The 25,965-nt window shown below is 68.9% G+C and carries 24 protein-coding genes; 9 read left to right on the top strand and 15 right to left on the bottom strand.

The features are described 5' to 3' along the window. Window positions 1–244: 244 nt before the first annotated feature. A complete protein-coding gene (locus ABGB08_RS30605) occupies window positions 245–1,657 on the bottom strand; it encodes a hypothetical protein (RefSeq protein WP_347596968.1) in 1,413 nt (470 codons plus the stop codon). A 276-nt stretch (window positions 1,658–1,933) separates the two neighbouring features. Between ABGB08_RS30605 and ABGB08_RS30600 the strand changes: the two genes are divergently transcribed. Then, on the top strand, window positions 1,934–2,554 hold the full coding sequence (locus ABGB08_RS30600; protein ID WP_347596965.1) for a DUF305 domain-containing protein: 621 nt from the start codon (window positions 1,934–1,936) through the stop codon (window positions 2,552–2,554). Window positions 2,555–2,567: 13 nt separating this feature from the next. On the opposite strand, the gene ABGB08_RS30595 is transcribed toward ABGB08_RS30600, so the two are convergent. Then, a complete protein-coding gene (locus ABGB08_RS30595; RefSeq protein ID WP_347596962.1) occupies window positions 2,568–3,206 on the bottom strand; it encodes an NAD(P)-binding domain-containing protein in 639 nt (212 codons plus the stop codon). Window positions 3,207–3,304: 98 nt separating this feature from the next. On the opposite strand from ABGB08_RS30595, the gene ABGB08_RS30590 reads away from it, so the two are divergent. Continuing rightward, window positions 3,305–3,682: a helix-turn-helix domain-containing protein gene (locus tag ABGB08_RS30590; RefSeq protein ID WP_347596959.1), complete on the top strand. Its 378-nt coding sequence runs from the start codon at window positions 3,305–3,307 to the stop codon at window positions 3,680–3,682. Window positions 3,683–3,732: 50 nt separating this feature from the next. On the opposite strand, the gene ABGB08_RS30585 is transcribed toward ABGB08_RS30590, so the two are convergent. Both ABGB08_RS30585 and ABGB08_RS30580 read right to left on the bottom strand, forming a co-directional pair. Next, window positions 3,733–5,019 (bottom strand): ArsB/NhaD family transporter, encoded by a 1,287-nt coding sequence (locus ABGB08_RS30585; RefSeq protein ID WP_347596956.1) that lies wholly within the window; start codon window positions 5,017–5,019, stop codon window positions 3,733–3,735. Between the two features lie 172 nt (window positions 5,020–5,191). Beyond that, a complete protein-coding gene (locus tag ABGB08_RS30580; protein WP_347596953.1) occupies window positions 5,192–5,704 on the bottom strand; it encodes a CBS domain-containing protein in 513 nt (170 codons plus the stop codon). A 196-nt stretch (window positions 5,705–5,900) separates the two neighbouring features. Here ABGB08_RS30580 and ABGB08_RS30575 point away from each other — a divergent pair, with 196 nt between their 5' ends. Together ABGB08_RS30575 and ABGB08_RS30570 are read left to right on the top strand one after the other, a co-directional pair. Next, complete coding sequence (locus ABGB08_RS30575; RefSeq protein WP_347596950.1) at window positions 5,901–6,875, top strand: histidine kinase; 975 nt, start codon at window positions 5,901–5,903, stop codon at window positions 6,873–6,875. After that, window positions 6,872–7,522 (top strand): response regulator transcription factor, encoded by a 651-nt coding sequence (locus tag ABGB08_RS30570; protein WP_155354855.1) that lies wholly within the window; start codon window positions 6,872–6,874, stop codon window positions 7,520–7,522. Before ABGB08_RS30575 ends, ABGB08_RS30570 begins: the two co-directional genes overlap by 4 nt. Here ABGB08_RS30570 and ABGB08_RS30565 read toward each other — a convergent pair. Both ABGB08_RS30565 and ahcY read right to left on the bottom strand, forming a co-directional pair. Further along, window positions 7,519–8,751 carry an adenosylhomocysteinase gene (locus ABGB08_RS30565; protein WP_347596946.1) on the bottom strand — a complete coding sequence of 411 codons (1,233 nt, stop codon included), beginning with the start codon at window positions 8,749–8,751 and terminating at the stop codon, window positions 7,519–7,521. The genes ABGB08_RS30570 and ABGB08_RS30565 overlap by 4 nt on opposite strands. A 44-nt stretch (window positions 8,752–8,795) precedes the next feature. Beyond that, complete coding sequence (gene ahcY / locus ABGB08_RS30560) at window positions 8,796–10,223, bottom strand: adenosylhomocysteinase (RefSeq protein WP_347596943.1); 1,428 nt, start codon at window positions 10,221–10,223, stop codon at window positions 8,796–8,798. Between the two features lie 105 nt (window positions 10,224–10,328). Here ahcY and ABGB08_RS30555 point away from each other — a divergent pair, with 105 nt between their 5' ends. Then, window positions 10,329–10,661 (top strand): MerR family transcriptional regulator, encoded by a 333-nt coding sequence (locus tag ABGB08_RS30555; RefSeq protein WP_155348306.1) that lies wholly within the window; start codon window positions 10,329–10,331, stop codon window positions 10,659–10,661. On the opposite strand, the gene ABGB08_RS30550 is transcribed toward ABGB08_RS30555, so the two are convergent. Genes ABGB08_RS30550 through ABGB08_RS30530 form a run of 5 tightly spaced genes read right to left on the bottom strand, consistent with a single transcriptional unit; the run spans window position 10,644 to window position 14,640 of the window. After that, a complete protein-coding gene (locus ABGB08_RS30550; RefSeq protein ID WP_347596938.1) occupies window positions 10,644–11,579 on the bottom strand; it encodes a cation diffusion facilitator family transporter in 936 nt (311 codons plus the stop codon). The genes ABGB08_RS30555 and ABGB08_RS30550 overlap by 18 nt on opposite strands. A 33-nt stretch (window positions 11,580–11,612) precedes the next feature. Next, the gene (locus tag ABGB08_RS30545; protein WP_347596935.1) at window positions 11,613–12,698 is read right to left on the bottom strand and encodes an SIS domain-containing protein; all 1,086 of its coding nucleotides are present in this window, start codon (window positions 12,696–12,698) and stop codon (window positions 11,613–11,615) included. Next, entirely contained in the window at window positions 12,695–12,868 is a 174-nt protein-coding gene (locus ABGB08_RS30540) for a Trm112 family protein (RefSeq protein WP_155348309.1), read from the bottom strand. Before ABGB08_RS30540 ends, ABGB08_RS30545 begins: the two co-directional genes overlap by 4 nt. Further along, window positions 12,865–14,217, bottom strand: a complete 1,353-nt coding sequence (locus ABGB08_RS30535) for a phosphomannomutase/phosphoglucomutase (protein WP_347596931.1) — start codon at window positions 14,215–14,217, stop codon at window positions 12,865–12,867. The genes ABGB08_RS30540 and ABGB08_RS30535 overlap by 4 nt, the downstream gene beginning before the upstream one ends. A gap of 57 nt (window positions 14,218–14,274) precedes the next feature. Next, window positions 14,275–14,640, bottom strand: coding sequence for a DUF3499 domain-containing protein (locus ABGB08_RS30530; protein WP_155339014.1), 366 nt, complete (start codon window positions 14,638–14,640; stop codon window positions 14,275–14,277). A 127-nt stretch (window positions 14,641–14,767) separates the two neighbouring features. Between ABGB08_RS30530 and ABGB08_RS30525 the strand changes: the two genes are divergently transcribed. Further along, complete coding sequence (locus ABGB08_RS30525; protein WP_347596927.1) at window positions 14,768–15,196, top strand: metallopeptidase family protein; 429 nt, start codon at window positions 14,768–14,770, stop codon at window positions 15,194–15,196. Here the strand turns inward: ABGB08_RS30525 and ABGB08_RS30520 are convergent, their stop codons facing one another. From ABGB08_RS30520 to ABGB08_RS30505, 4 genes are all read right to left on the bottom strand, one after another. Next, on the bottom strand, window positions 15,197–16,609 hold the full coding sequence (locus tag ABGB08_RS30520) for a DUF5719 family protein (protein ID WP_347596924.1): 1,413 nt from the start codon (window positions 16,607–16,609) through the stop codon (window positions 15,197–15,199). Further along, window positions 16,606–19,398 (bottom strand): glycosyltransferase family 2 protein, encoded by a 2,793-nt coding sequence (locus tag ABGB08_RS30515; RefSeq protein WP_347596921.1) that lies wholly within the window; start codon window positions 19,396–19,398, stop codon window positions 16,606–16,608. The genes ABGB08_RS30520 and ABGB08_RS30515 overlap by 4 nt, the downstream gene beginning before the upstream one ends. Before the next feature lie 229 nt (window positions 19,399–19,627). Next, window positions 19,628–19,870 carry a WhiB family transcriptional regulator gene (locus ABGB08_RS30510; RefSeq protein ID WP_155339096.1) on the bottom strand — a complete coding sequence of 81 codons (243 nt, stop codon included), beginning with the start codon at window positions 19,868–19,870 and terminating at the stop codon, window positions 19,628–19,630. A gap of 204 nt (window positions 19,871–20,074) precedes the next feature. Then, window positions 20,075–21,736, bottom strand: a complete 1,662-nt coding sequence (locus ABGB08_RS30505; protein WP_347596918.1) for a hypothetical protein — start codon at window positions 21,734–21,736, stop codon at window positions 20,075–20,077. A 391-nt stretch (window positions 21,737–22,127) separates the two neighbouring features. Here ABGB08_RS30505 and cofD point away from each other — a divergent pair, with 391 nt between their 5' ends. The 3 genes from cofD to ABGB08_RS30490 all read left to right on the top strand — a co-directional run bounded on the left by cofD (window position 22,128) and on the right by ABGB08_RS30490 (window position 25,598). Next, a complete protein-coding gene (gene cofD / locus ABGB08_RS30500) occupies window positions 22,128–23,069 on the top strand; it encodes a 2-phospho-L-lactate transferase (protein WP_347596915.1) in 942 nt (313 codons plus the stop codon). 466 nt (window positions 23,070–23,535) lie between these two features. Then, the gene (locus tag ABGB08_RS30495; protein WP_347596912.1) at window positions 23,536–24,813 is read left to right on the top strand and encodes a coenzyme F420-0:L-glutamate ligase; all 1,278 of its coding nucleotides are present in this window, start codon (window positions 23,536–23,538) and stop codon (window positions 24,811–24,813) included. Window positions 24,814–25,064: 251 nt separating this feature from the next. Beyond that, a complete protein-coding gene (locus ABGB08_RS30490; protein WP_347596909.1) occupies window positions 25,065–25,598 on the top strand; it encodes a hypothetical protein in 534 nt (177 codons plus the stop codon). Window positions 25,599–25,965: the final 367 nt, after the last annotated feature.

The following is a 25,965-nucleotide window of genomic DNA, read 5'->3' as shown; positions in this document are numbered from 1 at the left end:
TAGCCACATATCACTGGGTACCTGTGACGATTGCAGGCAACGGGGCACGCCTGCAGTGGGGTTGGGCGGGTACGGCTGGCGCGAGAGGGAGAGACACGCCGGCCGTACCCGCCCGTTTCACGCCGCGCCCAGGTGACTGGCCGAAAATGAGCGAGGCGCGAGTCCTTGACTCGTGTCGTACCCGCGGATCCCGCGCGCGGAACGGCCCCCGCCCTTCCGGGCGAGGGCCGTCCCCATAGCTGATCTACCAGTGCCCGTGGCCGTGGCCGCCGCGCTCCTTGTAGGTGTCCTGCGTCTGGACGTTGAAGATGTCGAACTTCACGTCCTTCGCACCCTTGGTACGACGGTCGTTGATCTTCAGAACGTCGAAGCCGCGGGTGAACTCGGATCCGTAGATGTAACCGTTGTAGTAGTAGGCCGACCAGTAACCGTCGCCCAGGTTGGCGCCGGGACCGCGCTCGAAGTAGCCGATCTCGTGCGGGTTGCTCGAGTCGCTGAAGTCCCAGATCGAGATGCCGCCCTGGTACCAGGCCTGGACCATGATGTCGCGTCCGTCGACCGGGATGAGCGAGCCGTTGTGAGCCACGCAGTTCTCGGTGTCCGCCTGGTAGCGCGAGATCTTGAAGTAGCTCTTGAAGGTCATCTTGTTGTCCCGGGAGACATCGAAGATGGCGTCCGCCCCACGGTTCGGCCCGATGGCCTCATTGCAGGTCGCGGCGCCGCCACCGCCGAGCTCGTCGGTGAAGATGACCTTGTCGCCCCGGTTGTTGAACGTCGCCGAGTGCCAGAACGCGAAGTTCTCGTCATCGCGTACGACGTCCAGGACGCGCGGGGCTTCGGGGTTGCGGATGTCCATCAGGATGCCCTCACCCATGCACGCGCCCGCCGCGAGACCCTTGTCCGGGAACGCGGTGATGTCGTGACAGCCGGTGGTCGCCGAGGTCCGCTCCGGGTACGGCAGGGTCTCGCCGGGGTTACCGCCGTCGGGGAACAGGTTGGGCGTGGCGACGACGCTCGCGTTCCGCGGGTCACGCAGCGGGACCTTGATGATCGAGATCAGGTCATGCGGCGGCTGGCAGTCCGGGAACGACGCCGACGGGCTGTAGGAGGAGATGTACAGGTAGACGTTTCTCCGGTCCTTGCCCGGAACGAGCGTGTGGGTGTGCGAACCGCAGTTGGTCTCGATCGACTTGACGTAGCGCGGGTTGCGCTTGTCGCTGATGTCGAAGACCCGGATGCCCTCCCACGACTCCTTGATCGCGGCCGACTGGGCCACGCTGGTGCAGGAGTCGTCGCTGCGGGAGGAGTCGACGGAACCGAACAGGAGGTTGCCGTAGACGGAGACGTCCATCTGCGACCCGGGACACAGCACCGAACTGACCAGCTTCGGCTTCTTCGGGTGCTTGATGTCGTAGATGGTAAATCCGCCATAGTTTCCGACGTAAGCGTAGTCACCCTGGAAGGCGATGTCGGAGTTGATCGTGGTGAGCAGGGAGTCGGGTCGCGGCAGGTTGGCGACGTGTTCGACGTTATCGCTCATGGCGATAGCGCCGGGGGGCAGGATGTCAGCGGCCTGGGCCGGTGTCGTAGAGAGCACTAACGCTCCAGCGGCACCAAGCACGGCGAGCAGACGCCCCGCCCTGCGGAGGGGGGACATTGAGGGAACCTCCGGGTAAAAGGATGCCAAACACCCCTGATCGTTTCTTTACCGGAGCTGTCAGGCAAGCCGTCAGGATGTCACAAATAACTGACGATCTGTCGCCTTTACTGTCACAACCCCCGGGCCATAGGTTCCAGGAAACACGCGAGAGGGGGACGAGTGCGCACAACTCTCCTCGTCATGACCAGGCACATTCGCTCCGCGACCATAGCCGTAAGGACCGAAATGCGCAGAGCTCCCGTCGTCATCACGACCGCTGTACCCTCCGTGCGCATGGCCAGAGCTCTACTGATCACCTTGGCGGCCGCCCTGCTCACCGCCTGCTCGGCTCCGGCCGACCCGCCCAACGTCATCACCGACGCCCCGGTCATCGTCCCCGGCAAGCCCGGCGAGGTCGCGGCCACCCTCACCCCCGGCCAGACCTTCGCCCCCGTCCCCTCCCCCACGATCAACGCCACCGACGTGCGCTACGTCCAAGACATGATCGTCCACCACCGCCAGGCCCTGGAGATGGCCGCGCTGGCCCCCGACCGCGCCCAGTCCCCCCGCCTGAAGTCCCTGGCCGACCGCATCTACGACGCCCAGGGCCCGGAAATCCAGACCATGACCACCTGGCTCGAAGAAGAGGGCCTCCGCGAACCCGACCACCACGCCGACCATTCCACGATGCCCGGCATGGCCACCCCCGCCCAGCTCACCGACCTCCGCAACGCCAAGGGCGAATCCTTCGACACCCTCTTCGTCACCCTGATGATCGCCCACCACAAGGGCGCCATCACCATGGCCGAAACCCAATTGATCAACGGCTCCCACGACCGCGTCCTCACCTGGGCCCAGGACGTCGTCGCCGAACAAAGCGCCGAAATCACCCGCCTCCAACGCCTACTCGGCTAGCCCCGCTGGTGAGTCACGACACCGCTGACGGGACGCGAGGGATGGCGGAGTTGGGGTCGGCGCCGCCGAAGGCCAGCCCGATCACGAAACCCGCGACCTCCTCCAGCTGGCGGGCACGAGCCAGCGACCCCAGCACGGCCGGCACCCCGCCGACATCACGCACGAGCCCGCTGACGACGTCCAGCGCCGCCGGATCGTCGCCGCAGATCGCCACCGTCACGGCTTCGCCTGGAGATCTTGTCCACTGCTCCGCGGCAAAGAGGTGGAACGCCTTGACGACATGGGCTCCTGGAGACAGCCTGGCGATCCGCTCCGCCATCGCCTCCCCGGGGCCGGTGACCAGCACGCCGACCCCATGCTCGACGGCATTCGTGGGATCGATCAACGGCGTCCCCGCCAGCAGGCCTTCGCCCGCGCCCGCGCTTCGCAGCATGTCCTCGACGCCTTCCCACAACACGGCGAGCAGCACCGCATCGCGCCCGGTGACCGCCTCACGGGGCGGGACAGCACGCACCCCTCCCCCCAGCCGCTCAGCGAGCTCCTGCGCCTTAGCCTGCGACCGCCCGGCGACCACCAGCTCATGCCCCGCCCGTACCCAGCCCGCACCCAGCCCCGCCGCCAGCGTTCCCGTGCCCAGGATCCCGATTCTCATGGTCTTCCCTCTCGTTGCGGCACTCGCCTGGCCGCTACGGTAGAGAAGGCATTACGCACCAATCGGTGCATGTCAACCGCGCGACAATGGCCGACAAGATGAGTGATCACTGCTACGAACTGGTCGCCGACTGCCGCCTGCGCGCGGCCACCGACCTCTTCGCCCACACCTGGGACCCCGTCGTCCTCGCGGCTCTCCGCCCGGGACCACGCCGCCGCCGCGAGCTACGCGCCGCGATCGGCGGCATCAGCGACAAGGTCCTGACCGAGGCCCTGCACCGCCTTCTCGCCAACGGCCTGATCAACCGCCACGCCCACGCCGAGGCCCCACCTCGCGTCGAGTACGCCCTGACCAGCTTGGGCCAAAGCCTGGTCGACGGCCCGATGCGGGCACTCGCACGCTGGACGACCGAACACGGCGACGAACTCCTCGACGCCCAGGAAAGCGCGGCACGAACGAGATCCGCTCACGGCTGACCATCTGGATCAGCCGGATCGGCGGCGTGACGCTCGGCACCTGACGACGACTAGCTGAAATAGCGCAACCAGACGTACAACCAGGCCATCAGCGTGCTCAGGACGGTCACCAGGATGCCGTACTTGGTGAATTGCCAGAAGCTGATGCGGTGGCCGGCTCGGGCGGCGATGCCGAGGGCGACGACGTTGGCGCTGGCCGCGACCGCGGTGCCGTTGCCGCCGAAGTCGGCGCCGAGGGCGAAGGCCCACCACAGGGCCTGGCCGGTCTGCGGGTCGGGGGTTTGCGCGACCATTCCTTCGACGATGGGCGCCATCGTCGCGACGTACGGAATGTTGTCGAAGAAGGCGCCCAGCACGCTGGAGCCGAACAGCAGGCTCGTGGCCGCGACGAAGTAGTTGTCGCCGAGCGCGTCGATGGCCCAGGTGCCGATCGTGGCGATGACGCCGGTGTGCACCAGCGCCGCGACCATCACGAACAGGCCCATGAAGAAGACCAGGGTGGGCCATTCGACCTCGCTCAGGACATCCGAGGTGTCCACGCGGGACACCAGCAGCATCACCCCGGCGCCCACCAGGGCGACGATCGAGGGTTCCAGGTGCAGGACGGCGTGCAGCCCGAACCCGACGACGACACCGCCGAGCACGACCAGGCATCGTGCCAGCAGGCGCGGGTCGGTGATGGCCCGGCGTTCCTGCAGTGCCATCACCGACGCCACATGCTCGGGGTTGTACTGGAACGAGTTGCGGAACAGCACCCGGGTGAACAGGACGAACACCACGAACACGACGACCACGATGGGCGCCATGTGGATGAGGAAGTCGTTGAACGTCAACCCAGCCCGGCTGCCGATGATGATGTTGGGCGGATCGCCGATGAGCGTCGCCGCGCCACCGATGTTGGAGGCCAGAACCTCAGCGATCAGGTACGGCTGAGCCGGAATGCGCAGCCGATTGCAGACCACCACCGTGACCGGCGCGACAAGCATGATCGTGGTGACATTGTCGAGAATCGGCGAAGCGATCGCCGTGATCCCCATCAACATGACCATCAGCCGGTACGGCCTGCCCTTGGACTTCTTGGCCGCCCAGATGGCGAGGTAGTCGAACACCCCCGTCTGCTTGATGATCCCAACAATGATCATCATGCCGAACAGCAGAAAGATGACGTTCCAGTCGATGCCCTCATGCTCGGAGAAGAACACCTCCTTCCCCGGGATCAGCCCCAGCACGGCCATCGCGCCCGCGGCGACAAGGGCTGTCTTGACCTTGTCCGCCTTCTCGGTGGCGATGAAGAAGAACGCCACACAGAAGATCCCGAGGGCGATGACGGCACTCATCGGCCACGCCCCGGCGGTCCGGCCCGTCCGGTGCCCGAGAGCGGCGGCCTGGGCGTGCGGGAAATGGGCATGCGGGAGCGGTGCACGGAAATCTCCTCCGGTCGAGGGCATACGGTCGCGTCAATGGCCGAGGAGAACTCAAAGGCCGAGGAGAACAGGAAGGGGGAGCCGGTCAGTCTTCGAGGCCGGACAGCGCCAGGTTGGTGAGCAGCAGCTCCAAGGTGATCGCCCCGGCCAGCGCGCCGTCCCGGTCGACGACCGCCACCAGCGGGCTGTGCAGCCGCGCCATGAGGGCGGCCACCTCAAGCAGGTTCGCGTCCGCGGGCACGATCACCAGCCGGGCCGGCTGGCGCGGCAGGCAGTCACCCACCGTCAGCTCGGCCAGCTCCCGCCAGAACTCGTCGGCATGAGCCTCGTCGATCGTCCGGGCCAGCCCCGGATCCTCCTGGTACGGCACGGGAACCGCCAGGCGCAACACCTGGGTCCCCGGCAGCACGGCCCGGGGCCTGGCCTTGTCATCCACGACGATCAGCCCCGGCAGCCGGCCCAGCGCCATCACCCGGATGGCTTTCACGACCGGGTCGCCGGCGGTCACCGTCGGGAGGCTCACCGCGATATCGCGTGCTTGCATGGCATCATCCAGTGCGGTCGCGGCGTCGTCGCCGGGCAGGGTCGTACAGGTCATATCCACGTCGAGGACGCCTCCGTTCCTGAAGCGATGGTGAATCAGGGCCCCGATCCGTCTTCAGTCTTCGTGACGTCAGGGGCCCGCCACCATCGGTCCCAGCACCCATCTCTGCGGGGTATGACATGCAGAGGACCTGCGGAGATGGGAGGCAACCCGCATGGACAGCGGGCCGCCGCGGCGAAAGGCTGGTGATATGAGCGACCGGACCCCTGCCCAAGCGCTGTTCTGGCGGCTGTTCGTGATCAACGGGCTGGTGTTCGCGGCGGGAACGCTCGTGCTCGCCCTGTCCCCGGCCACCGTGTCCTCGCCGATCCTGCTGACCGAGGTGCCGGTCCTGACGGTCGGGCTGGCGCTGATCCTGGCCGCCAACGCGCTGCTGCTGCGTACCAGCCTGGCCCCGCTGGACGCGCTCGCCACGCTGATGCAGCGGGTGGACCTGCTGCGAACCGGGGACAGGATGGCCGACAGCGGCAACAGCGACCTGAACCACCTCATCCATACCTTCAACGCCATGCTCGACCGGCTGGAGGCCGAACGCAGCGCGAGCAGCGCGCACGCCCTGGCCGCGCAGGAGGGGGAGCGGCAGCGCATCGCCCGCGAGCTGCACGACGAGATCGGCCAGAGCCTGACCGTGGTGCTGCTGGGCCTGAAGCGAGCGGTCGACCGCGCGCCCGACAGCCTCCGCGAGGAGCTGCACGCCGCCCAGGAGACGGTCCGCGCCAGCCTCGACGAGGTGCGGCAGGTCGCCCGCCGCCTCCGCCCCGGCGTCCTGGAAGACCTCGGACTGCACAGCGCGATGAGCTCCCTGAGCAGCGACTTCTCACAGGTCAGCGGGATCTCGGTCATCCGCGAAGTGGATGGCGACCTGCCCAATCTCGGGGCGGACGCCGAACTCGTCCTCTACCGAATCGCCCAGGAAAGCCTCACGAATGTGGCCAGACACGCCCACGCCACCCGGGTCGAGCTGTCGCTCACCGCGGATCCCGGCGCGGTGACGCTGCGCATCCGCGACAACGGACGCGGAAACGTACGCCAGGACGGCGCCGGGATCCGGGGCATGCGCGAACGCGCCCTGCTCATCCACGCCCGCCTGACGATCGACTCCCCACCCGGCGGCGGCACCGAGGTGCGCCTGGTCATCCCCTGCACTGCGGAGCGAGGCCTGTGAACAAGACACGGATCCTGCTGGCCGACGACCACGCCCTGGTGCGCCACGGGCTGCGGCTGATCATCGACGCCGAACCCGATCTGATGGTGGTCGCCGAGGCGGCCGACGGCGCGGAAGCCGTCGAAGCCGCCGCCCCCGACCAGGTCGACCTGGCCATCCTGGACATCGCCATGCCGCGCATGACCGGCATCCAGGCGGCCCGCGAGATCTCCCGCCGCGCGCCCGGCATCCGCATCCTGATGCTTTCCATGTACGACAACGAGCAGTACTTCTTCGAGTCGCTCAAGGCGGGAGCCTCGGGCTACGTGCTCAAGTCGGTCGCCGACCGGGACCTTCTGGAGGCCTGCCGGGCGGCGATCCGGGGCGAGCCCTTCCTCTACCCCGGCGCGATCACCGCGCTCATCCGCGACTACCTGCAGCGCGCCCGGCAGGGCGACCGCCTGCCGGAGAGCATCCTGACCCCCAGGGAAGAGGAGATCGTCAAGCTGATCGCCGAAGGCAATTCGGCCAAGGAGATCGCCCAGACCCTCGTCATCAGCGTCAAGACGGTCGACCGGCACCGCGCGAACATCCTGCAGAAGCTCGGCATGCGGGACCGGCTCGAACTGACCCGCTACGCCATCCGCTCCGGCCTCGTCGAGCCCTAGCTGCCGAGTCGCCAGGAGTGCAGGTAGGACTCCTGGTCGGGGGTGAGGGTGTCGATGGTGATCCCGGTGGCGGCGAGTTTCAGGCCGGCCACCTGGGTGTCGATCTCGGTGGGGACGTCGTAAACGCCGGGTGCGAGGCGGGAGTGTTCGCCCGTCAGCCAGGCGACGGCGAGTGCCTGGGCGGAGAACGACATGTCCATGACGGCGGCGGGGTGGCCTTCGGCGGCGGCCAGGTTGACGAGGCGGCCTTCGGCGAGCAGGAGGAGGCGGCGGCCGTTCAGGAGGTATTCGTCCATGTTGGGACGGATTCCAGGGTGCACCTCCGACGCGAGGTCGGCGAGGGCGCGGACGTCGATCTCGACGTCGAAGTGGCCGGCGTTGGCCAGGATCGTGCCGTCCTTCATCTCGACGAGGTGTTCGGCGCGAATCACGTCCCGATTGCCGGTGACGGTGATGAAGACGTCGCCGATCGAGGCGGCCTCGGCCATGGATCGCACCTCGTAGCCCTGCATGGAGGCGTCCAGGGCCTTCACCGGGTCGATCTCGGTGACGATCACGCGGGCGCCCAGGCCCTTGGCGCGCTCCGCGACACCCCGACCGCAGTAGCCGAACCCGGCGACCACCACCGTACGCCCCGCCAAGAGCGCATTTGTCGCCCGCATGATGCCGTCGAACGTCGACTGCCCGGTGCCATAGCGGTTGTCGAACATGCGCTTGGTACGGGTGTCGTTGACAGCCACCATCGGGAACTTCAGCGCGTTCTCCGCGGCCATCTGGCGGAGCCGGATGATCCCCGTCGTGGTCTCCTCGCAACCGCCGAGCACCGGGATCTCGGTCCGCTCGGTGTGCAGGATATTGACCAGATCGCACCCGTCATCGAGCACCAGATCCGGCGAAATATCCAGCGCGCGATGGATATGCCGGTAGTAGGTATCCCGATCCACCCCGGCACGGGCGTGCACGGCGATCCCGTAGTCGCCGAGCGCGACCGCCACGTCATCCTGCGTAGACAGCGGGTTGGAGGCGGCGAGCGCGATCTCCGCGCCCCCCGCCCGGAGCGCGCCCATCAGCACCGCGGTCTCCGCCGTCACGTGCAGGCAGGCCGCGATCCGTACGCCCTCGAAAGGCCGCTCCCCGGCGAACCGCGCCCCGACCGCCGTCAGCACCGGCATCGACCGCGAGGCCCAGCCGATCCGCCGTTCCCCGGCCTCGGCCAGCGATCCGTCCACGACTCCCCCGTTCGAGGGGCCCCGCGAAGGGGCCCCTCAACGTTCTAGTACCGGTAGTGATCCGGCTTGTACGGACCCTCGACATCCACCCCGATGTACTCGGCCTGCTTCTTGGTGAGCGTGGTCAGCTTCACCCCGAGCGCGTCCAGGTGCAGCCGGGCGACCTTCTCGTCCAGGTGCTTGGGCAGCACGTAGACCCCGATCGGGTACTGCTCGGTCTTGGTGAACAGCTCGATCTGGGCGATCACCTGGTTGGTGAAGGAGTTGGACATCACGAACGACGGGTGGCCGGTCGCGCAGCCCAGGTTCATCAGGCGGCCCTCGGCGAGCACGATGATCTGGTGGCCGTCGGGGAAGGTCCAGGTGTGCACCTGGGGCTTGACCTCCTCCTTCACGATGCCCGGGATGCGGGCCAGACCGGCCATGTCGATCTCGTTGTCGAAGTGGCCGATGTTGGAGACGATCGCGTTGTGCTTCATCTCGGCCATGTGGTCGGCGGTGATGATGCCGAAGTTGCCGGTCGTGGTGACGAAGATGTCGGCGCTGCCGACCACGTCCTCCAGGGTGGTGACCTGGTAGCCGTCCATCGCCGCCTGGAGGGCGCAGATGGGGTCGATCTCGGTGACGATGACCCGGGCGCCCTGGCCGTGCAGGGCCTCCGCGCAGCCCTTGCCGACGTCGCCGTAACCGCAGATCACGGCCACCTTGCCGCCGATGAGCACGTCCGTGGCCCGGTTGAGGCCGTCCAGCACCGAGTGGCGGGTGCCGTACTTGTTGTCGAACTTGGACTTGGTCACCGAGTCGTTGACGTTGATGGCCGGGAAGAGCAGCTGGCCGTTGTTGAACATCTCGTACAGCCGGTGCACGCCGGTGGTGGTCTCCTCGGTGACGCCCTTGATCTCGGCGGCGATGGCCGTCCAGCGCTTGGCGTCGGTCACGGTGCGGCGGAGCAGGTCGAGGATGATGCCCCACTCCTCGGGATCGTCCTCGCTCGCGGTCGGCACGGCGCCGGCCTTCTCGAACTCGGCGCCCTTGTGCACGAGCAGGGTGGCGTCGCCGCCGTCGTCCAGGATCATGTTGGGGCCGGTGCCGTCCGGCCAGGCGAGCGCCTGCTCGGTGCACCACCAGTACTCTTCCAGCGTCTCGCCCTTCCAGGCGAAGACGGGCACGCCCTTGGGCTCCTCGGGGGTGCCCTCGGGGCCGACCACGACGGCGGCGGCGGCGTGGTCCTGGGTGGAGAAGATGTTGCACGAGACCCAGCGCACGTCGGCGCCGAGCGCGACCAGCGTCTCGATCAGGACGGCGGTCTGGATGGTCATGTGCAGCGAGCCCATGATCTTCGCGCCGCGCAGGGGCTGGCTGGCGGCGAACTCGCTGCGGGTCGCCATCAGGCCCGGCATCTCGTGCTCAGCGAGTCGGATCTCCTTGCGGCCGAAGCCGGCAAGCGAAAGGTCGGCGACCTTGAAGTCCATCTGGGGTGTCCCCTCTCGTAACGACATCTGCGAGTTTAAGGGGCCGATCGACCCTCTCGCCTACTCGGAGGGCCAAACCTCACACAAGAATGTAAGAATAGGCGGATGCGGATAACCGAAGCGGCGGCGCGGCTGGGGATGTCCCCGCGCATGCTCCGCTACCGAGAAGCGCTCGGACTGCTGCCGCCGGTCCGCGAGAAGGGGTCACACCGGCGGTTCGGCGAGGAGGAGCTGGCGGCCGTCACCCAGGCGGTCGAGCTGGAACGGCGCTTCGACGTGTCCCCCGCGGAGCTGGCCTTCGCGCTCCGGGCGCTGTCGGAGCCGGCGGTGGCCCAGGCCGTACGGGACCTGGGCCTGCGGATCGGGCGGATCCAGGCGCCGCGCCGGGCCCTGGACTTCGAGAAGGAGAAGGCGCTGCGGCTACTCCGCGGCCGGTAGCTTGCCGTTGGCGCGGTCGAGGTCGGGCTCCAGGTAGATCACCCGGGCGATCGGGACCTGGGCGCGGATGCGCTGCTCGGCCTCGTCGATGCCGCGCGCCACCTCGGCCGCCGTGTCGTCGTGATCCACGGCGATCTTGGCGGCCACCAGTAGCTCCTCGGGGCCGAGGTGCAGCGTCCGCATGTGGATGATCCTGGTCACCTCGGGCGCGCTCTCCAGCGCGGTGCGGATCTGCTGCTCCATCTCGGGGCCTGCGCCCTCGCCGATCAGCAGCGATTTGGTCTCCAGGGCCAGAATCACCGCGATGATGGCCAGCAGCACGCCGATCATGAGGGTGCCGATGCCGTCCCAGATCCCGTCCCCGGTGATGACCGCCATCGCCACGCCGAACAGCGCGAAGATCAGGCCGAGCAGCGCGCCCAGGTCCTCCAGCAGCACCACCGGCAGCTCGGGCGACTTGGACCTGCGGATGAACGACACCCACGACTGCGTGCCGCGCACGTGGTTGGACTCCACGATGGCGGTGCGGAACGAGAACGTCTCCGCGATGATCGCGAAGATCAGCACCCCGAACGCCCACTGCGGCGAGGTGATCTCCTCCGGGTGCGAGATCTTGTGATAGCCCTCGTACAGCGAGAAGACCGCGCCGATGGTGAACAGCACCACCGCGACCACGAAGGCGTAGAAGTAGCGCTCCCGGCCGTAGCCGAAGGGGTGTGCCGGGGTGCGGTCACGGGCCGCGCGCCTCCCGCCCACCAGGAGCAGCGCCTGGTTGCCCGAGTCGGCGACCGAGTGCACCGATTCCGCGAGCATGGACGACGAACCCGTGAACAGGAACGCCACGAATTTCCCCACCGCGATGGCCAGATTGGCGGCCAACGCCGCGATGATCGCCTTGGTACCGCTACCCGCGCTCACGCAACACTCCTCAAGAACTCGACCAAGGCGATCCTATTGGCCAATTCTTGCCCTCAGTTCGGCGATCGCCGAGACAAGGGCCGGATCGATGCCGTAACCGAGCGACAGATAGACGGCGGCGTAGTCGCCCAGGGCGATCACCGTAGCCAGGCGTTCCAGCGCATGGCCGGGTTCCGCGGCGATTTCGGAGACGTGCACGCCGCGGTCCTGCGCGAGCCGTACGGCCAGCTGGCGGGCCTTGGCGGCCTGCGGATGCTCCTCCGCGTCGCGGAGGACGAGCAGGCGCAGCGAGCGAGAGGGCTCGTCGGCGAAGATGTCACGCTGGGCGATCGGGCCGTCGAAGGCGGCGACCTGGTTGTGCCCGGCCTCGGGGAGTTCCCCCCAGAGGGCGGGATAGCGCGCGGTCTCGTTGAGCCGGGTGGCCAGCCGGTGCGCGGCGACGGCCATCAGCCGGGACGAGCCCCAGATCATCGGAATCGTCTCGGCGATCTCGTCGGCGAGCGTCTTGCCGGGGTTGATGAACGACTCACTGGAGGGGCGGCACCGGTGCGCCACATCCTCCAGCCGTTTGGCCACCGACTCGAACAGATCGACACCCGCGTCCACCAGGCCGAGCGAGGCCGCGGCGGTGAGCAGGGGGACGGCATAACCCCACAGGCCCTGCCCGGGGGATGTCGGCACGAAAGGCGCGTTCCGGCGGGTAACCAATGCCTGCAGGGACGAGGCTTTACTTCCGACGGCCAGCAGGCGGCAACCACGCCGCGCGGCCTCGGCGGCGACCGCCAGGGTCTCCTCGTCGTCGCCGGCCGCCATCACCAGGTCGGCCGCGCCCACCCACCCGGGCAGCCGGTAACCCCGGACGGTCGTGATCGGCACCGACGAGCCATACCCGCAGACCGCGTCCAGCACATCCCCGGCGAGCCCGGCGACGCCCATCCCGGCCACCACGATCGCCCGTGGCCGCCCCTCGGACGCGATCGTGTCCACATTGGACTCCACGGCGGCCCGGTGCGCGGTACGGATCTGGGCGGCCGAGGAGGCGACCGAGACCAGCATGCCCGCGCTATCCCCTCCGGCCAGGTATGCCTGGTCGTCGAGCTGCTCAGGCTGCCAGTTCATGCCTTGCGGGCCTCGTCCACGAGGAGCACCGGAATGTCGTCACGCACCGGATAGACCAGCCCGCAGGATTCGGAGGTGCACGCCAGCTCGTCGCTGTCGGCGGACGCCCGGAGCGGGGACTTGCACGAGGGGCAGGCCAGGATGTCCAGCAGCCAGTCGTCGATCTTCAAATCCCTTGTACCTCTCTCAGAACCTCGTCGCGCACCGCAGCCATCGAGGCCGCGTCCGCGCCTTCGGCGTTCAGCCGGAGCAGCGGCTCGGTGTTGGACGCGCGCAAGTTGAACCACCAGTCGGGGCCGGTCACGGTGAGACCGTCCAGCTCATCGAACGTAACACCGTCGCGGACCTGGAATACCGCGCGCACCTGGGCGATCGCGGCGGCCTGGTCCGCCACCGTGCTGTTGATCTCGCCGGAGGCCGCGTACCGGGCATAGCCGGCGAGCACCTCCGACAGCGGGCGGTCCTGCTCGCCGAGCGCGGCCAGCACGTGCAGCGCGGCCAGCAGGCCCGAGTCGGCGAACCAGAAGTCCCGGAAGTAGTAGTGGGCCGAGTGCTCGCCGCCGAAGACCGCGCCGGTCCTGGCCATCTCGGCCTTGATGAAGGAGTGCCCGACCCGGGTGCGGACCGGAATCCCGCCGTGCTCGCGCACGATCTCCGGCACCCCGGTCGAGGTGATCAGGTTGTGGATGATCGCCGAACCCGGGTGCTTGGCCAGCTCGCGGGCGGCGACCAGGGCGGTGATCGTGGACGGTGAGACCGATTCGCCGCGCTCGTCGATCACCCAGCAGCGGTCGGCGTCGCCGTCGAAGGCGAGCCCGATGTCGGCGCCCTGGTCGATCACGGCCTGCTGCAGGTCGCGCAGGTTCTCCGGCTGCAGCGGGTTGGCCTCGTGGTTGGGGAAGTCGCCGTCGAGCTCGAAGTAGAGCGGGCTGAGCGCGATCGGCAGCCCGGCGAACACCTCGGGGACGGTCAGCCCGCCCATGCCGTTGCCCGCGTCCGCCACCACCCGGAGCGGCCGGATGCCGGCCAGGTCCACCAGGGATCTGAGATAGCCGGCGTAACCGGCCAGCAGGTTCTTCTCCGTGACGCTGCCGGTCGGGTCGCCGAGCGGGCGGCCCAGCAGCTCGGCGGCCCGGTCCCTGATCTCGGTGAGGCCGGTGTCGCCGCCGATCGGCACCGCGCCCGCGCGGCACATCTTCATGCCGTTGTAGCGGGCCGGGTTGTGGCTGGCGGTGAACATCACGCCGGGCAGATCCAGGCTGCCGCTGGCGTAGTAGAGCAGATCGGTGGAGCCGAGCCCGGCGTTGATCACATCCGCGCCCCTGGCGGTCGCGCCGCGCGCGAAGGCGGCGGCCAGCGGCCGGGAGGAATCCCGCATGTCATGGGCGATCACCAGCGACGTCGCCCCGGTGATCTCGGTGAAAGCGGCCCCCACGGCTTCGGCGATCTCCTCGTCCAGTTCGCCGGGAACCACGCCGCGCACATCGTACGCCTTGAAGATCGTGGCGAGGTCGCCCACTCAAGCCCCTAAGAAATTCGCGAGTACTACGGGTTCGAGCCTATCGGGCCGAACCGGTCAGCGTTCGCGGTTAGGTTGGGCGGACTTGAGCACGCGGAGGTGACCGCGGCGGCCCACCTCGACCGCCTGCCCGGTCGGCTCCCCGGCGGCGGGCGCGGGTCGCGCCGCCTCGCGCACGGCGTTGGCGAGGGCTTCCAGGTCGTCTCCACTGGGGGCGCCCGGCTCGTACGGCAGCCGCACCACCTCCCAGCCTCGGGGCGCGGTGAGCCGCTCGGCGTGTTCCGCGCACAGGTCATAGCAGTGCGGCTCGACGTACGTCGCCAGCGGGCCCAGAACTGCGGTCGAGTCGGCGTACACGTACGTGAGCGTGAAGACGGCAGGCTGCCTGCAGGCGGTACGGGAACAGCTGCGGACGGGGCTCACGGAGGGACCGTATCCGGTCCGCGTGCACATTGCCACCACCCCGCGCCTCTTAACGAGCGTGTCGCCACAATCCGGACACCTAAGGAGGCCGTCCGTGACCTTTCCGTGGCTCAAATAAGCTGGCCGGATGAGTCCTCGACGACGCGACCGCCACGGCCGGGGCATGCGCGGCCCGCTGGCCCCCTCACACGTGCCGATCGCCAAGTCACGCGGCGAGCGTTTCGACGACCTCGTGCTGGACGCGGTGGACCGGTTGCGGGTGCGCTGGTCCCGGGAGCTGTCCGCGGTGGAGTTCGGGGTGGAGGAGGTGCCCCGGGCGAGCGAGCTGATCGACGGCCCCGGGCGGCTGGCCTCGGATCCGATCCCGTTCGGGCGGGCCGAACCGGCGGCGCGCGGCGAACCGGCCATGATCGTGGTCTACCGGCGGCCGATGGAGGCGCGCGCCCGGGATCGCGAACATCTGGCCGGTCTGGTGCACTCGGTGGTCGTGGAGCAGGTCGCCGACCTGCTGGGCCTCACCCCGGAGGTGGTGGATCCGGGGTACGACGACAACTGATCACGGCAGCACGGTTCGCGGTGAATCGGTGGTCGGCGGGACCAAGGCCCAGGTTCTGGCCATCTGGAGCGGCTGGGCGGTGACGAGCTGGCCTGAGGAGGTCTTCTCCTCGATCACCCGGCCGCCGTAGACCGGCCCCGAGCCCGGCTGCGGGGTGATCACGACGCTGAAGCCCTTCTCGTCGCCGGCCAGTTTGATCTCGCGGGTGCGCCCGGCCGGGATCGCGACCTCGGTGGGGGCCGGGGGCGCGCCCTCCTTCGGGAGGAGCTGGACCTGGACGTTGGCGGCTTCGAAGGGCGCGGACAGGATCAGGCGCGAGGTCTGGGTCTTGCCCGCCCTGCCGTCGGCGACGACGCTGCCGAGGTCGATGGCGGGCGCCCCGGCGGTGAACGCGACGTCTCGCAGGTCGCCGGTGCCGGTGATCTCCAGTCCGGCCACGATCGGGACCTGCGAGGTGAGCACGAGCGCGGCCGGCTGGCCGCCGATGCCCGTGGACAGGTCCATGGTGGTGGTCGAGCCGGCGGGGACGCTGACGTCCTCGCGGTTCTTCAGGGCGTACGAGCCGTCCTTGAGCACGGCCTTGACCTGGACGACGGTGTCCTGCTCGCCGGGGGCGGTGAGGTACAGCTTGCGCTGGCCCGCGCTGCCGGGCATGCCGGGGACGACCACGCGGGTCGCGGGCTCACCGGCCAGGGGCAGCCAGTCGGCGCCCTTGCCGCGGCCGAGCAGGACTTCCACGGCGGCGGTCACCCGGCCCCGGGTCGCGATCACGTGCAGGCCCATGACCAGGGGTGAGGTGGTCACGTCGCGGAGCTTGACCGTCCGGTGCTCGCCCGGTTTCAGGACCATGCCGGTGGACTGCTCGGTGACGACCAGGCCCTCGCCCGCGTACACGACGAAGGAGACGTCGGCGGGGGCGGCCTCCACGTTGGACACGTGCAGGGTGAGGTCAGCGGCGGCCGGGCCAGGGCCGACGAACCAGGCGCTGGCGCCCGGCTCGACGCAGCGCACGCCGGACAGGCCGCGGGCGTCGCCGGTCAGCGTCCTGCTGATCCGGGCCGCCTCCAGGCCCGAGGCCATCGCGCCGGTGGCGACCACCCTGATCGGGTCGGCGTCCTTGGCGGCGGTCTTCTGCCAGAGCCGCCCGGCCTCGGAGAGGGTGACGGGCTTGTCGCCGTCCAGGACCTCGGCCTTGCCGGAGCCGCGCGGGCCCGGCGGGGTCACCGCGCTGATGGTCGCGCCGCCCGGGTCGGGGCAGACGGTGGAGACCGACTCGATCGCGGCCTTGACCGGCTGGACGGGCGCGATCCTGGCGGGGGCGGGGCGGCTGACGAACGCGCCGCCGTACACGGCGGCCAGCGCGATCAGGACCAGGGCCAGCAGGCCGAAGCGGTTCTCGATCAGGCGTCTCACACCAGCACCCGCTCTCCGGCGACCTGCTCCTCGAACTGGACCTCCGGCTCGGCGGGGCGGGCGCCCGGCGCGGCCAGGATGAGCACCAGCACCACCAGACCGCCCTGCGCCCACAGCCAGCCGCGCTGGAAGGAGTCCAGCGGCGGAGGCGGCGCAGGCGGCGCCACCGGGATCACCATCCGCCACAGTCCCAATGATTTGGACAGGATGACCCGGGTCAGCGCCGGTTCCGAGTCGAGGGCGCGGCGCAGCAGCGGGTCGATCGGCGCGGGAACGGTCACGAACAGCACGCCCCGGGCGGCGAGCGCCGTCGCGTCCTGCCCGCCCCGGCCGGAGGCCAGCCCGGCGACGGCGGCCGTGACCTCCCGGTCGGCGGCCGCGGCGTCGGATTCGCCGATGAGCAGGCTGCGGCCGCGCAGCAGCGTGTACGACAACGCGCCGCCCGAGGATCGCAGCACCAGCGTGCCCTCGCCGTCAGCGGACTTGACGGCGGCCAGGGACGGCAGCGGGTCCCGGATGTTCCAGGTCAGCGGGCCGCGCGCGCCCACGTAGATCCACAGCCCGGCGGCGGCCAGCGGGGTCGCGAACGCCACCAGCGAGATCAGCAGCGCGCCGAACCTGCGCCAGCCGCCGGCCTTGCGGAACTCGGCGACCCGGTGCGCGGCCAGCGCGGTGCACACCAGCAGGCCGGTGGCGGCGAACGCCAGCGGCACGCCCGGCCACGCCGACAAGCGGCTGACCACGGTGGCCACCAGCACGCCGAAGATCGCCACGCCCCAGCCGACGGCGACGATCAGCTGGTGGCGGCGGAGCAGCAGCGCGCCCAGGGCGACCGCGAGCAGTCCGGCTGTGGTCCACAGCGGTGGAGTGCCCGGCCCGCCCGGGTTGAGGGTGAGGAGGGCTTCCGGGGGCAGGCGGGGGTCCGCTGGCAGGGGGAGCCCGGCTTCCTGGAGGATTCTGGTCGGATTCGCGGCGAATGTGGCCAGCCACGGGAACAGCAGCAGGATGGGGACCGCCAGGCTGATCGCCAGCGAGACGCCGACGCCGCGCCGGACGCCGCCGAAGGAGAGGGCCGCCAGCGCGCCCAGAACGAACACAAAGCCATACAAGAGCGGGACGAAGGCTGTTCCAACCGCCAGCAGCAGGCCGAGCCCCCAGGCCGCTCTGCGGGCCGGGCGGCCCTCGTCGGACAGCACCCGGGTGGCCAGGGACGCGTAGGCGGGCAGCAGCACGATCACCACGGCCGAGCCGAGCCGCCCTTCGGCCACGACTCCGGTCGCCACCGGGAGCAGCGCATAGGTGGCGGCCAGCCAGACTCTCGCCGGGACGTACGGAATGATGCGACGCGTCGCCGCATAAGCGGAAAATCCCGCCAGTGGGACGCAGCCGAGCAGCAGCACCGCGACGGCCAGCCAGATCTTCCCGAAGAACAGCGTGGACAGGGCCGCGAGGACCGCCACATAGGGAGCTTGCTCCCCTTCCAGGTAGAGATCCCACAGATCGGACGCGCCGCCCACCACCGGAACCAGGGCGCCCCCGCCGAGCAGGCCGCCGGTGGCCATCCGCCAGTGCGCGGCCACCGTGACGGCGGTCAGGAGCAGGCAGAGCCGTACCCCTGGATTGCCGAACACCCTGCGCAGCACGCTGCCGTCGTCGTTGAGCAGCTCCTCGCCCTCCTCCTCCGGGGAGGCGGAGACCGCGTGGTGGCGTCCGGCGGAGTCCATCGGGCCCGCGCCCGCGAGCTGGCCGCGGATCATGTCGAAGATCCGGCGAATGGCCGCGCTCGGCGGGGTGAACAGGGGTTTGACGAGGGCGTAGCCCTGCTTGCGGTTCCGTTTGCGGGCCTTGCGGGCGCGCCGCAGCTTGCCGGGATGGAAGAGCACCGAGCCGAGCGCGACGATCTCGTCCAGCGCGTGCGCGGGCTGCTTGGCCAGCAGGAACAGCACGGTTCTGAGCAGGGAGCCGAAGGTGTTCCTGAGCATCGACCAGAGCATCGCCAGGAACGGCAGGTTGATCATGATCACGAACAGGGCGTAGCGGCGGGCCAGGCGGCGCGGATGGTCGTCGCTGGCCGCGATCCGGCGACGGCGGCGGCTGGACGCCTCCGCGTGGTACGCCATGGCGCTGGTCACCGCCAGCACCCGGTGCCCGGCCGCGCGGGCCCGCCAGCAGAAGTCCAGGTCGTCGCGGAACAGCGGCAGCTTCGGGTCCAGGCCGGACAGTTCATCCCAGACGTCGCGGCGGATGAGCATCCCGGCGGTGGACACCGAGAGCACGTCCCTGATGCCGCTGGTGTCGTGGTCGTGCTGGCCCTGGTCGTACTCGCGCGGTTCGAGGCCGGTCTCCCTGCGGCCCGACCTGGCGACCGTGACACCGATCTCCAGGAGGAGCTTGCGGTCCAGCCAGTCGCGGAGTTTCGGACCGAGGATGACGGCTTTCTGGTCCTGGTCGGCCGCCCAGAGCAGGGTCTCCAGGGCGCGCGGGTCGGGGGCGCAGTCGTCGTGGATGAGCCAGATCCACTCGGTGCCCTGCACGGCGGGCGGGAGGCGGCGCATGACGTCGTGGACGGCTTCGGCGAAGCCGGTCGAGCGGGGCATGCTGACGACCGCGTTGGGGCCGAACGCCTGGGTGAGAAGCTTGGCGCTGTCGTCGCGGCTGCCGTTGTCGACGCCGACCACCCGGTCCGGTCGATAGGTCTGGCCCAGCACCGCCGAGAGCGTCTCTCTGAGCCAGCGTGCGCCGTCATGCGCGACGACGATGGCGGTGACCGAATGCACCGGGGTTTGCACGGGGGTCCTTGGGATCTTTCGGGCGATTTATCCGGAAATTTCCGGAAATGTTCGGGGGTTTGTCCTGCTTTGCGGGCCTACCTTATGCCAACCCTGGTTCGGCCCGTGGCCCGAAGAACCCGAAAGGCCCTGGAACCCGTGGAGTCCAGGAAGCCCGCGGGGGCCACTGGTTCGTGACCCCCGCGTCGTGCATCGCTTCGTGCTTCGATCAGACTTCGATCATGTTCAATCAGACGGCCTGACGCTTGATGCGCCGTCGCTCCCGCTCCGACAGCCCGCCCCAGATACCGAATCGCTCGTCGTGTTCCAATGCGTATTCAAGGCACTCCGCGCGCACTTCGCACGCTCGGCACACCTTCTTAGCCTCTCGGGTGGAGCCGCCCTTCTCTGGAAAGAACGCCTCCGGATCGGTCTGAGCGCACAGCGCGCGCTCCTGCCAACCCAGATCTTCACCGTCGAGCGCCTGTGCCATGACCGGTTCGGTCACTGCACACCTCCCTGTCGCCCGCCCGTCACCAACAGCACCTGGTGCCCCCCTATGGACGCCGTCCTCATACCCACCTTGAGGAAGGCGTAACAACACAGCTGTAATTACACGCGTGTCTCAGGTGTGGCGTCAAGCGGCATACCGATACCCGGGGAAAGACATGCTTGCCCCGGTATCTGGCGGTCTCGATCAGTGGTCTCGGCGGTCGGAACCGTACCAATGCGGGTTGCCATCGGCCCCCTGAGCTGCTTGTTCTCTACTCACACCTTCCTCGGGCTTTGCCTGCTGGCGCTCCGGCTTGTAGATCGCGGTGGGGTCCAGCAATTCGTTGCCGGGCAGCGGATCGTTCAGCGGATCGCCCTGGTAACGCGCTCGCTCGGGCCCGCTGAGCGGATCGCCCAGATAACGGCCAACGTCCGGGCTGCTGAGCGGATCACCCTGGTAACGCGAAAGATCGGGACTACTGAGCGGATCGCCCCCGTAACGGATGGTCTGCTCGGGCCCGTTGAGCGGGTCCCCCTGGAACCGATCCTGCTGGTACGGCTCACGCGTCTGCGGATGCCCGAGCGGGCTGTTGTACACCGGCTGCGCGGGCTGCTGAACCGCCTGCGGGAGCGCCTGCTGCTGGACCGGCTGCGGCTGGACCGGCTGCGGCTGCTGAACCTGCTGCGGCTGCTGAACCTGCTGCGGCTGCTGAACCTGCTGCGGCGGCGGCTGGGGCGCCGTGGGGGCCTGCTGGTAGGACTGCGCCTGCTGGTACGCCTGGGCGAGCTGCTGCTCCCGCAGGTCGCCCTCGTAGGACGGCTCGTACGCCTGCTGCGCGAACTGCGGCCCCGAATACCCCGACAACGGCGACCCTCCGTAATTGCTCTGATTCGCCGGGTACGCGGGATCCTGGTAGACCGGCTCGTTGTACACCGGCTCCTGATACACAGGCTCGTTGTACACGGGGGCGTTGTAGGTGGTTTCGCTGTAGGTCGGCTCGTTGTAGGTCACCGGCGGGAAGGACGGCGAGTCCCCGGCGTACCCGTGCTGGTCGAACACCGGCCCCTGCGGCGGCGCCTGCTGGGGAGCCTGCTGCGGGGCCGCGTTCACGGGCGGGCGGTACGGCTCCCCGAAACCGTTCCCAGAAGGCTGAACGACTTCGTGCCGGGACGCGTATCCCTGATCGTAGACCGGGGCCGCATAGGCGTCCTGGGTGCGATCGGCGGGATCGTCGTACACCAGGCCGGGCTGTGCGGGATGTTGTTGGTGCGGCGCGGCGGACAACGCGGAGGGGACGGAGGGATCCTGAACGGGACCTGCGGGAACGGGAGCGCCATTGGGCTCCGGGGACGGGTACGAGCCGTAACCCTGGAATCCGTCGTTCTGGTAGCCGCCGAAGAACGGCTCCGTGTTCCTGCCCTGAACTCTCGCCGGCTTGGCGGCCGCGGGAGCGAGCGTGGCGAGCACGTACACCGCGGCCACGGCCATCAGCGCGATCTCGGGCAGCGCGGTCAGCAGGACCACGATCTTGCTCCCGAAGCTCAACTCGCCGAACAGCATCAGCACCGCGCCGAGCAGACCGAACGCCACCGCGATCGCGAGCGCCCCCGCGGCGATCAGGCCGATCAGCCGGCTCCTCGGCGTCGGCGCGCCGAACCGGGTCGTCAACACCACGGCGCCCACCGCCAAGGCCGCTCTGGTGGCCGAGCTGAGCGTCTGCAGCACGGTCCCCGAGACCAAGCCGAACGGCTCTCCGGACCCGCCTGTCACGAACGTCAGAAGGCCGAATAACACGCCCGAGCACACCACCGCGAGCATGATCCAAGCGGCGGGCTCACGCAGCCTCGCCGGTTCAACCTTGATCACAGTGACCCCCTGATAGCCAACGGCATGCAAAGGGCATACCAAGACGAGTTTCGCACATGCCTGACTTTGCCGTCGGCTGACCCACCAAGCTCACGTATCCCCCGAGTGTCGTATGCCTCACAAATCCCGACATGTCATCGCAGGTGGAGAGGGTGGTGGGGTGGGCTGTGCGGATGCCGGCGAGCATGCCCTCGCGTCGCCCGCACGCGGGTGGCGGGGGCGGTGCGGATGCCGGTGGGTATGCCCTCCCGTCGCCCGCACGGTGGTGCCGGGGGTGGCGGGGGCGGTGGGGATATCGGTGGGCATGCTCTCGTGTCGTCTCCACGCCGTGGGTCCCGGGGTGACGGGCCGGGCGATGGGGATGTCGGTGGGCGGTGCGAGGATGGCTGTCATGCGTATCGTGTCCCTCGCGGGCGGCATCGGCGGGGCCCGATTCCTCCGCGGCCTCCAGGCGGCAGCTCCCGACGCCGAGATCACCGTGATCGGCAACACCGGCGACGACATCACCCTCTTCGGACTCCGGGTCTGCCCCGACCTCGACACGGTGATGTACACGCTGGGCGGCGGCATCAACGAGGATCAGGGCTGGGGCCGGGCCGCTGAAACGTTCACCGTCAAGGAGGAGCTCGCCGCCTACGGCATGGAACCCCAGTGGTTCGGCCTGGGCGACCGCGACTTCGCCACCCACATCATCCGCAGCCAGATGCTCGCCGCCGGATACCCGCTCTCCCAGGTCACCGAGGCCCTCTGCGCCCGCTGGCGCCCCGGCGTGCGCCTGCTCCCGATGTCCGACGACCGCACCGAAACCCACGTCGTCATCACCGACGACACCGGCCGCCACGCCGTGCACTTCCAGGAATGGTGGGTCCGCCTGCGCGCCGCCATCCCCGCCGAGGAGATCGTCCTGGTCGGCGCCGCCGACGCCAAACCGGCCCCCGGCGTCCTGGACGCCATCGAAGCCGCCGACGTGGTCATCCTGCCCCCGTCCAACCCCGTCGTCAGCATCGGCACGATCCTCCAGATCCCCGGCATCCGCCCCGCCCTGGAAAGAAAGCCCGTCGTCGGCGTCTCCCCCATCATCAACGGCTCCCCCGTCCGCGGCATGGCCGACGCCTGCCTCACCGCCATCGGCCGCGAAACCACCGCCCAATCCGTCCTCGACCTGTACGGCACCCCCCTCCTCAACGGCTGGCTAGTAGCCGAAGAAGACGCCTCCACCACCCACCCCGACATAACAGTCGAACCCCACCCCCTCCTCATGACCGCCCCCGAAACCACCCGCACCCTCGCCCAAGCCGCCCTAACCCTCGCCCTCAGCCTCGCCGCCGGATAAGGCCATCGAACGATGACCGCGGACTCCAGCACCTCCGCCCCATGCCGACCGCACCATCGGCCAGAGGCAGCCCGACATCCCCGGGCGCAGGCGAGCAGGCCAGCAACCAAGGCCAGCGATACCAACCCGATCACCAGGGCAAGACCATGCGAGTACCGCACCGCCAACCAGAGAGCGACCGGCGAAGGCAAGCAGAACAGCAACCACGGCCCGCGGCACCAACCCGACCACCAGGGCAAGACCATGCGAGTACCGCACCGCCAACCAGAGAGCAGCCCGACATCCCGGGTGGAGGCGAGCAGGCCAGCGACCACGGCCAGCGGCACCAGCCTGTCGTACTGCGTCGTGGCACAAGGCAGGCACCTTTGGCGCCGGTGCGGCGGGAAGCGACGCAGAGGTGATCGGCGCCGGATAGCGGCGAGCAGCCCGGCGTCTCCGACAAATGTGGACTTGAGGACGAGGAACGATGATTCAGATTGAGGGCATCGAAGGTCTGCCGGAGGTTTTGGCCGGGGATGACATCGCGGGGTTGGTGACCCAATCACAGGTGAAGGTCGCCGATGGGGACATTTTGGTGGTCACGTCGAAGATTGTGAGTAAGGCAGAGGGGCGGGTGCGGCAGGGAGAGAGCCGGGCTGAGGCCATCGAGGAAGAGACCCAGCGGGTGGTGGCGCGGCGCGGGGATCTGGTTATCGCGGAGACGCGGCAGGGTTTTGTGATGGCCGCCGCTGGGGTGGACGCGTCGAATACCGAGCCTGGGACGATCCTTTTGCTTCCGGAGGACGCCGATGCCTCAGCTCGGCGGATTCGGGCGGGGATCCGCGAGCGCCTGGGGGCCGATGTCGGCGTGATCGTCTCCGACACTTTCGGGCGGCCTTGGCGTCACGGTCTGACCGACCTGGCGATCGGCGCGGCTGGAGTCCGCCCGCTCGAGGACCATCGCGGCCAGTCGGACACCTACGGCAACCCCCTCAACGCCACCGTCACCGCCCTGATCGACGAGATCGCCGCCGCCGCCGAACTGGCCAAAGGAAAGCTCGCCGGGATCCCGATCGCGATCGTCCGCGGCCTCCCCCACCTGATCACCGAAACCGACGGCCCCGGCGTCACCGCCCTCCTCCGTCCCGCCGGCGATGACCTGTTCCGCCACGGCTCCGCCGACGTCGTCTACGCCCGCCGTACCATCCGCGAGTTCGCCCCCACCCCCGTGGACCCCGCCGCGGTCCACCGCGCCGTGGCCGCCGCCATCTCCGCCCCCGCCCCCCACCACACCACCCCCTGGCGTTTCGTCCTCCTCGAAAACCCCACCACCCGCACCGCCCTCCTGGACGCGATGCGCGAAGCCTGGACCACCGACCTCCGCGCCGACGGCTTCACCGAATCCTCGATAGCCAAACGCCTCCGCCGCGGCGACGTCCTGCGAAACGCCCCCTACCTGGCGGTCCCCTGCCTGGTCATGGACGGCTCCCACACCTACCCCGACCCCCGCAGGAACACCGCGGAACGCGAGATGTTCATCGTCGCCACCGGCGCGGGCGTCCAGAACTTCCTCATCCAGCTGGCGGTCGAGGGCCTGGGCTCCGCCTGGGTCTCCTCCACCATGTTCTGCCGCCCCACCGTCCGCCAGGTCCTCGACCTCCCCGACACATGGGACCCCATGGGCACGGTAGCCATCGGCCATCCAGCCTCCCCACCCCGCGACCGCGCGCCCAGAAATCCAGCCGACTACACCGTCATCCGCTGACCAATCAGCTACAGCCCACTCTTGCGCGAGAATTAGCGTTAATTTGCCATACCTTCTGTGGACCGACCAGCCGATGAGGGCACATATCAACCAGAAACCCGTCCTACAGAGAGTCGCATAGCCGCCGACCAGACGATTCGCCGCTGCGGTCGTCCAGATCACGACTTTCTAAGTAATAAATACTCATAGATCAACCGGTGTGAGAAAGCCCGGAAAGAGACCAGCACCATCAGATTGTGGGTGGTTAAGTCATGAAATCCGAGCAACTACTCAGTTCATCAGCTCCGCTCCACCTGGACGCCGGAGAGTCCAGCCACTTCGTCGGGTTCGACACCCCCTACTCCGAGCGCACGATGCTCCTCCGAGTCGTCGACTTCGGCCACAACGGCTCCCGCGTCCCCCTACGACCACCGATGATCAAACTCAAGGCCGACTCAGGCCCATCCGTGACCCTGACGGAATTCCCCAACGCCCAGCCCATCGTCGACCCCGACGACCATGTCGTAGGCTCCGCAACCTGGCTCAGAAAAGAATACGACGTATACCTGGTACGCGTCTCTCTCGACCGCCCCGCGAACAACTGGCAAATCCAGATCACAAACGACGACTCGACCCCACACGCCTTCCAAATCATCAGCCTCGGCGAAACCAAAATCCGCAACGCGAACGGCACCCCAGGCTCCAATTCCCTCTACTGCGGCCACTTCCCATGCGCCTGCACAATCCACGAAGGCACCCCAACAATGGCCTGCCCCCATTGCAACCACTACGGCGACCCCGGCTAACCACCAGCCCATAGCGCCAACGCCCCCGCACCCAGGCTTGGCATGCCCAACAGGTGTGACGTCTGACGAGGCATGGCCCTCGGCACGTCGCCAGATCGCAGGCTGGCGGGCAACCGCCCGAATCAAGGCCGATCCCTCGCACTACGCCAAGGCGCGCAAGGCCACAAAGGGGCGATTTCGGCCCTATGGAGGTCTCAGCATGAGCCCCAAGCGGGGAGACCGGGTCACCGTCCGGTCAATGGGATATCCGGTTCGGTACCAGCGACGCGGTCAAGGGCTGGGAGGAATTGTGCCGCCACGCCCTAGATGATTGATTCCAGGGGTCGGGGTGGCACCGCCTCAAACCCGAACCAGGGGACAACACACC

Source organism: Acrocarpospora sp. B8E8 (assembly GCF_039871605.1).
Taxonomy (GTDB): Bacteria; Actinomycetota; Actinomycetes; order Streptosporangiales; family Streptosporangiaceae; genus Acrocarpospora; species Acrocarpospora macrocephala.
The sequence above is the reverse complement of the archived record's forward strand: the minus strand, read 5'-3'. Positions and strand labels throughout refer to the sequence as shown.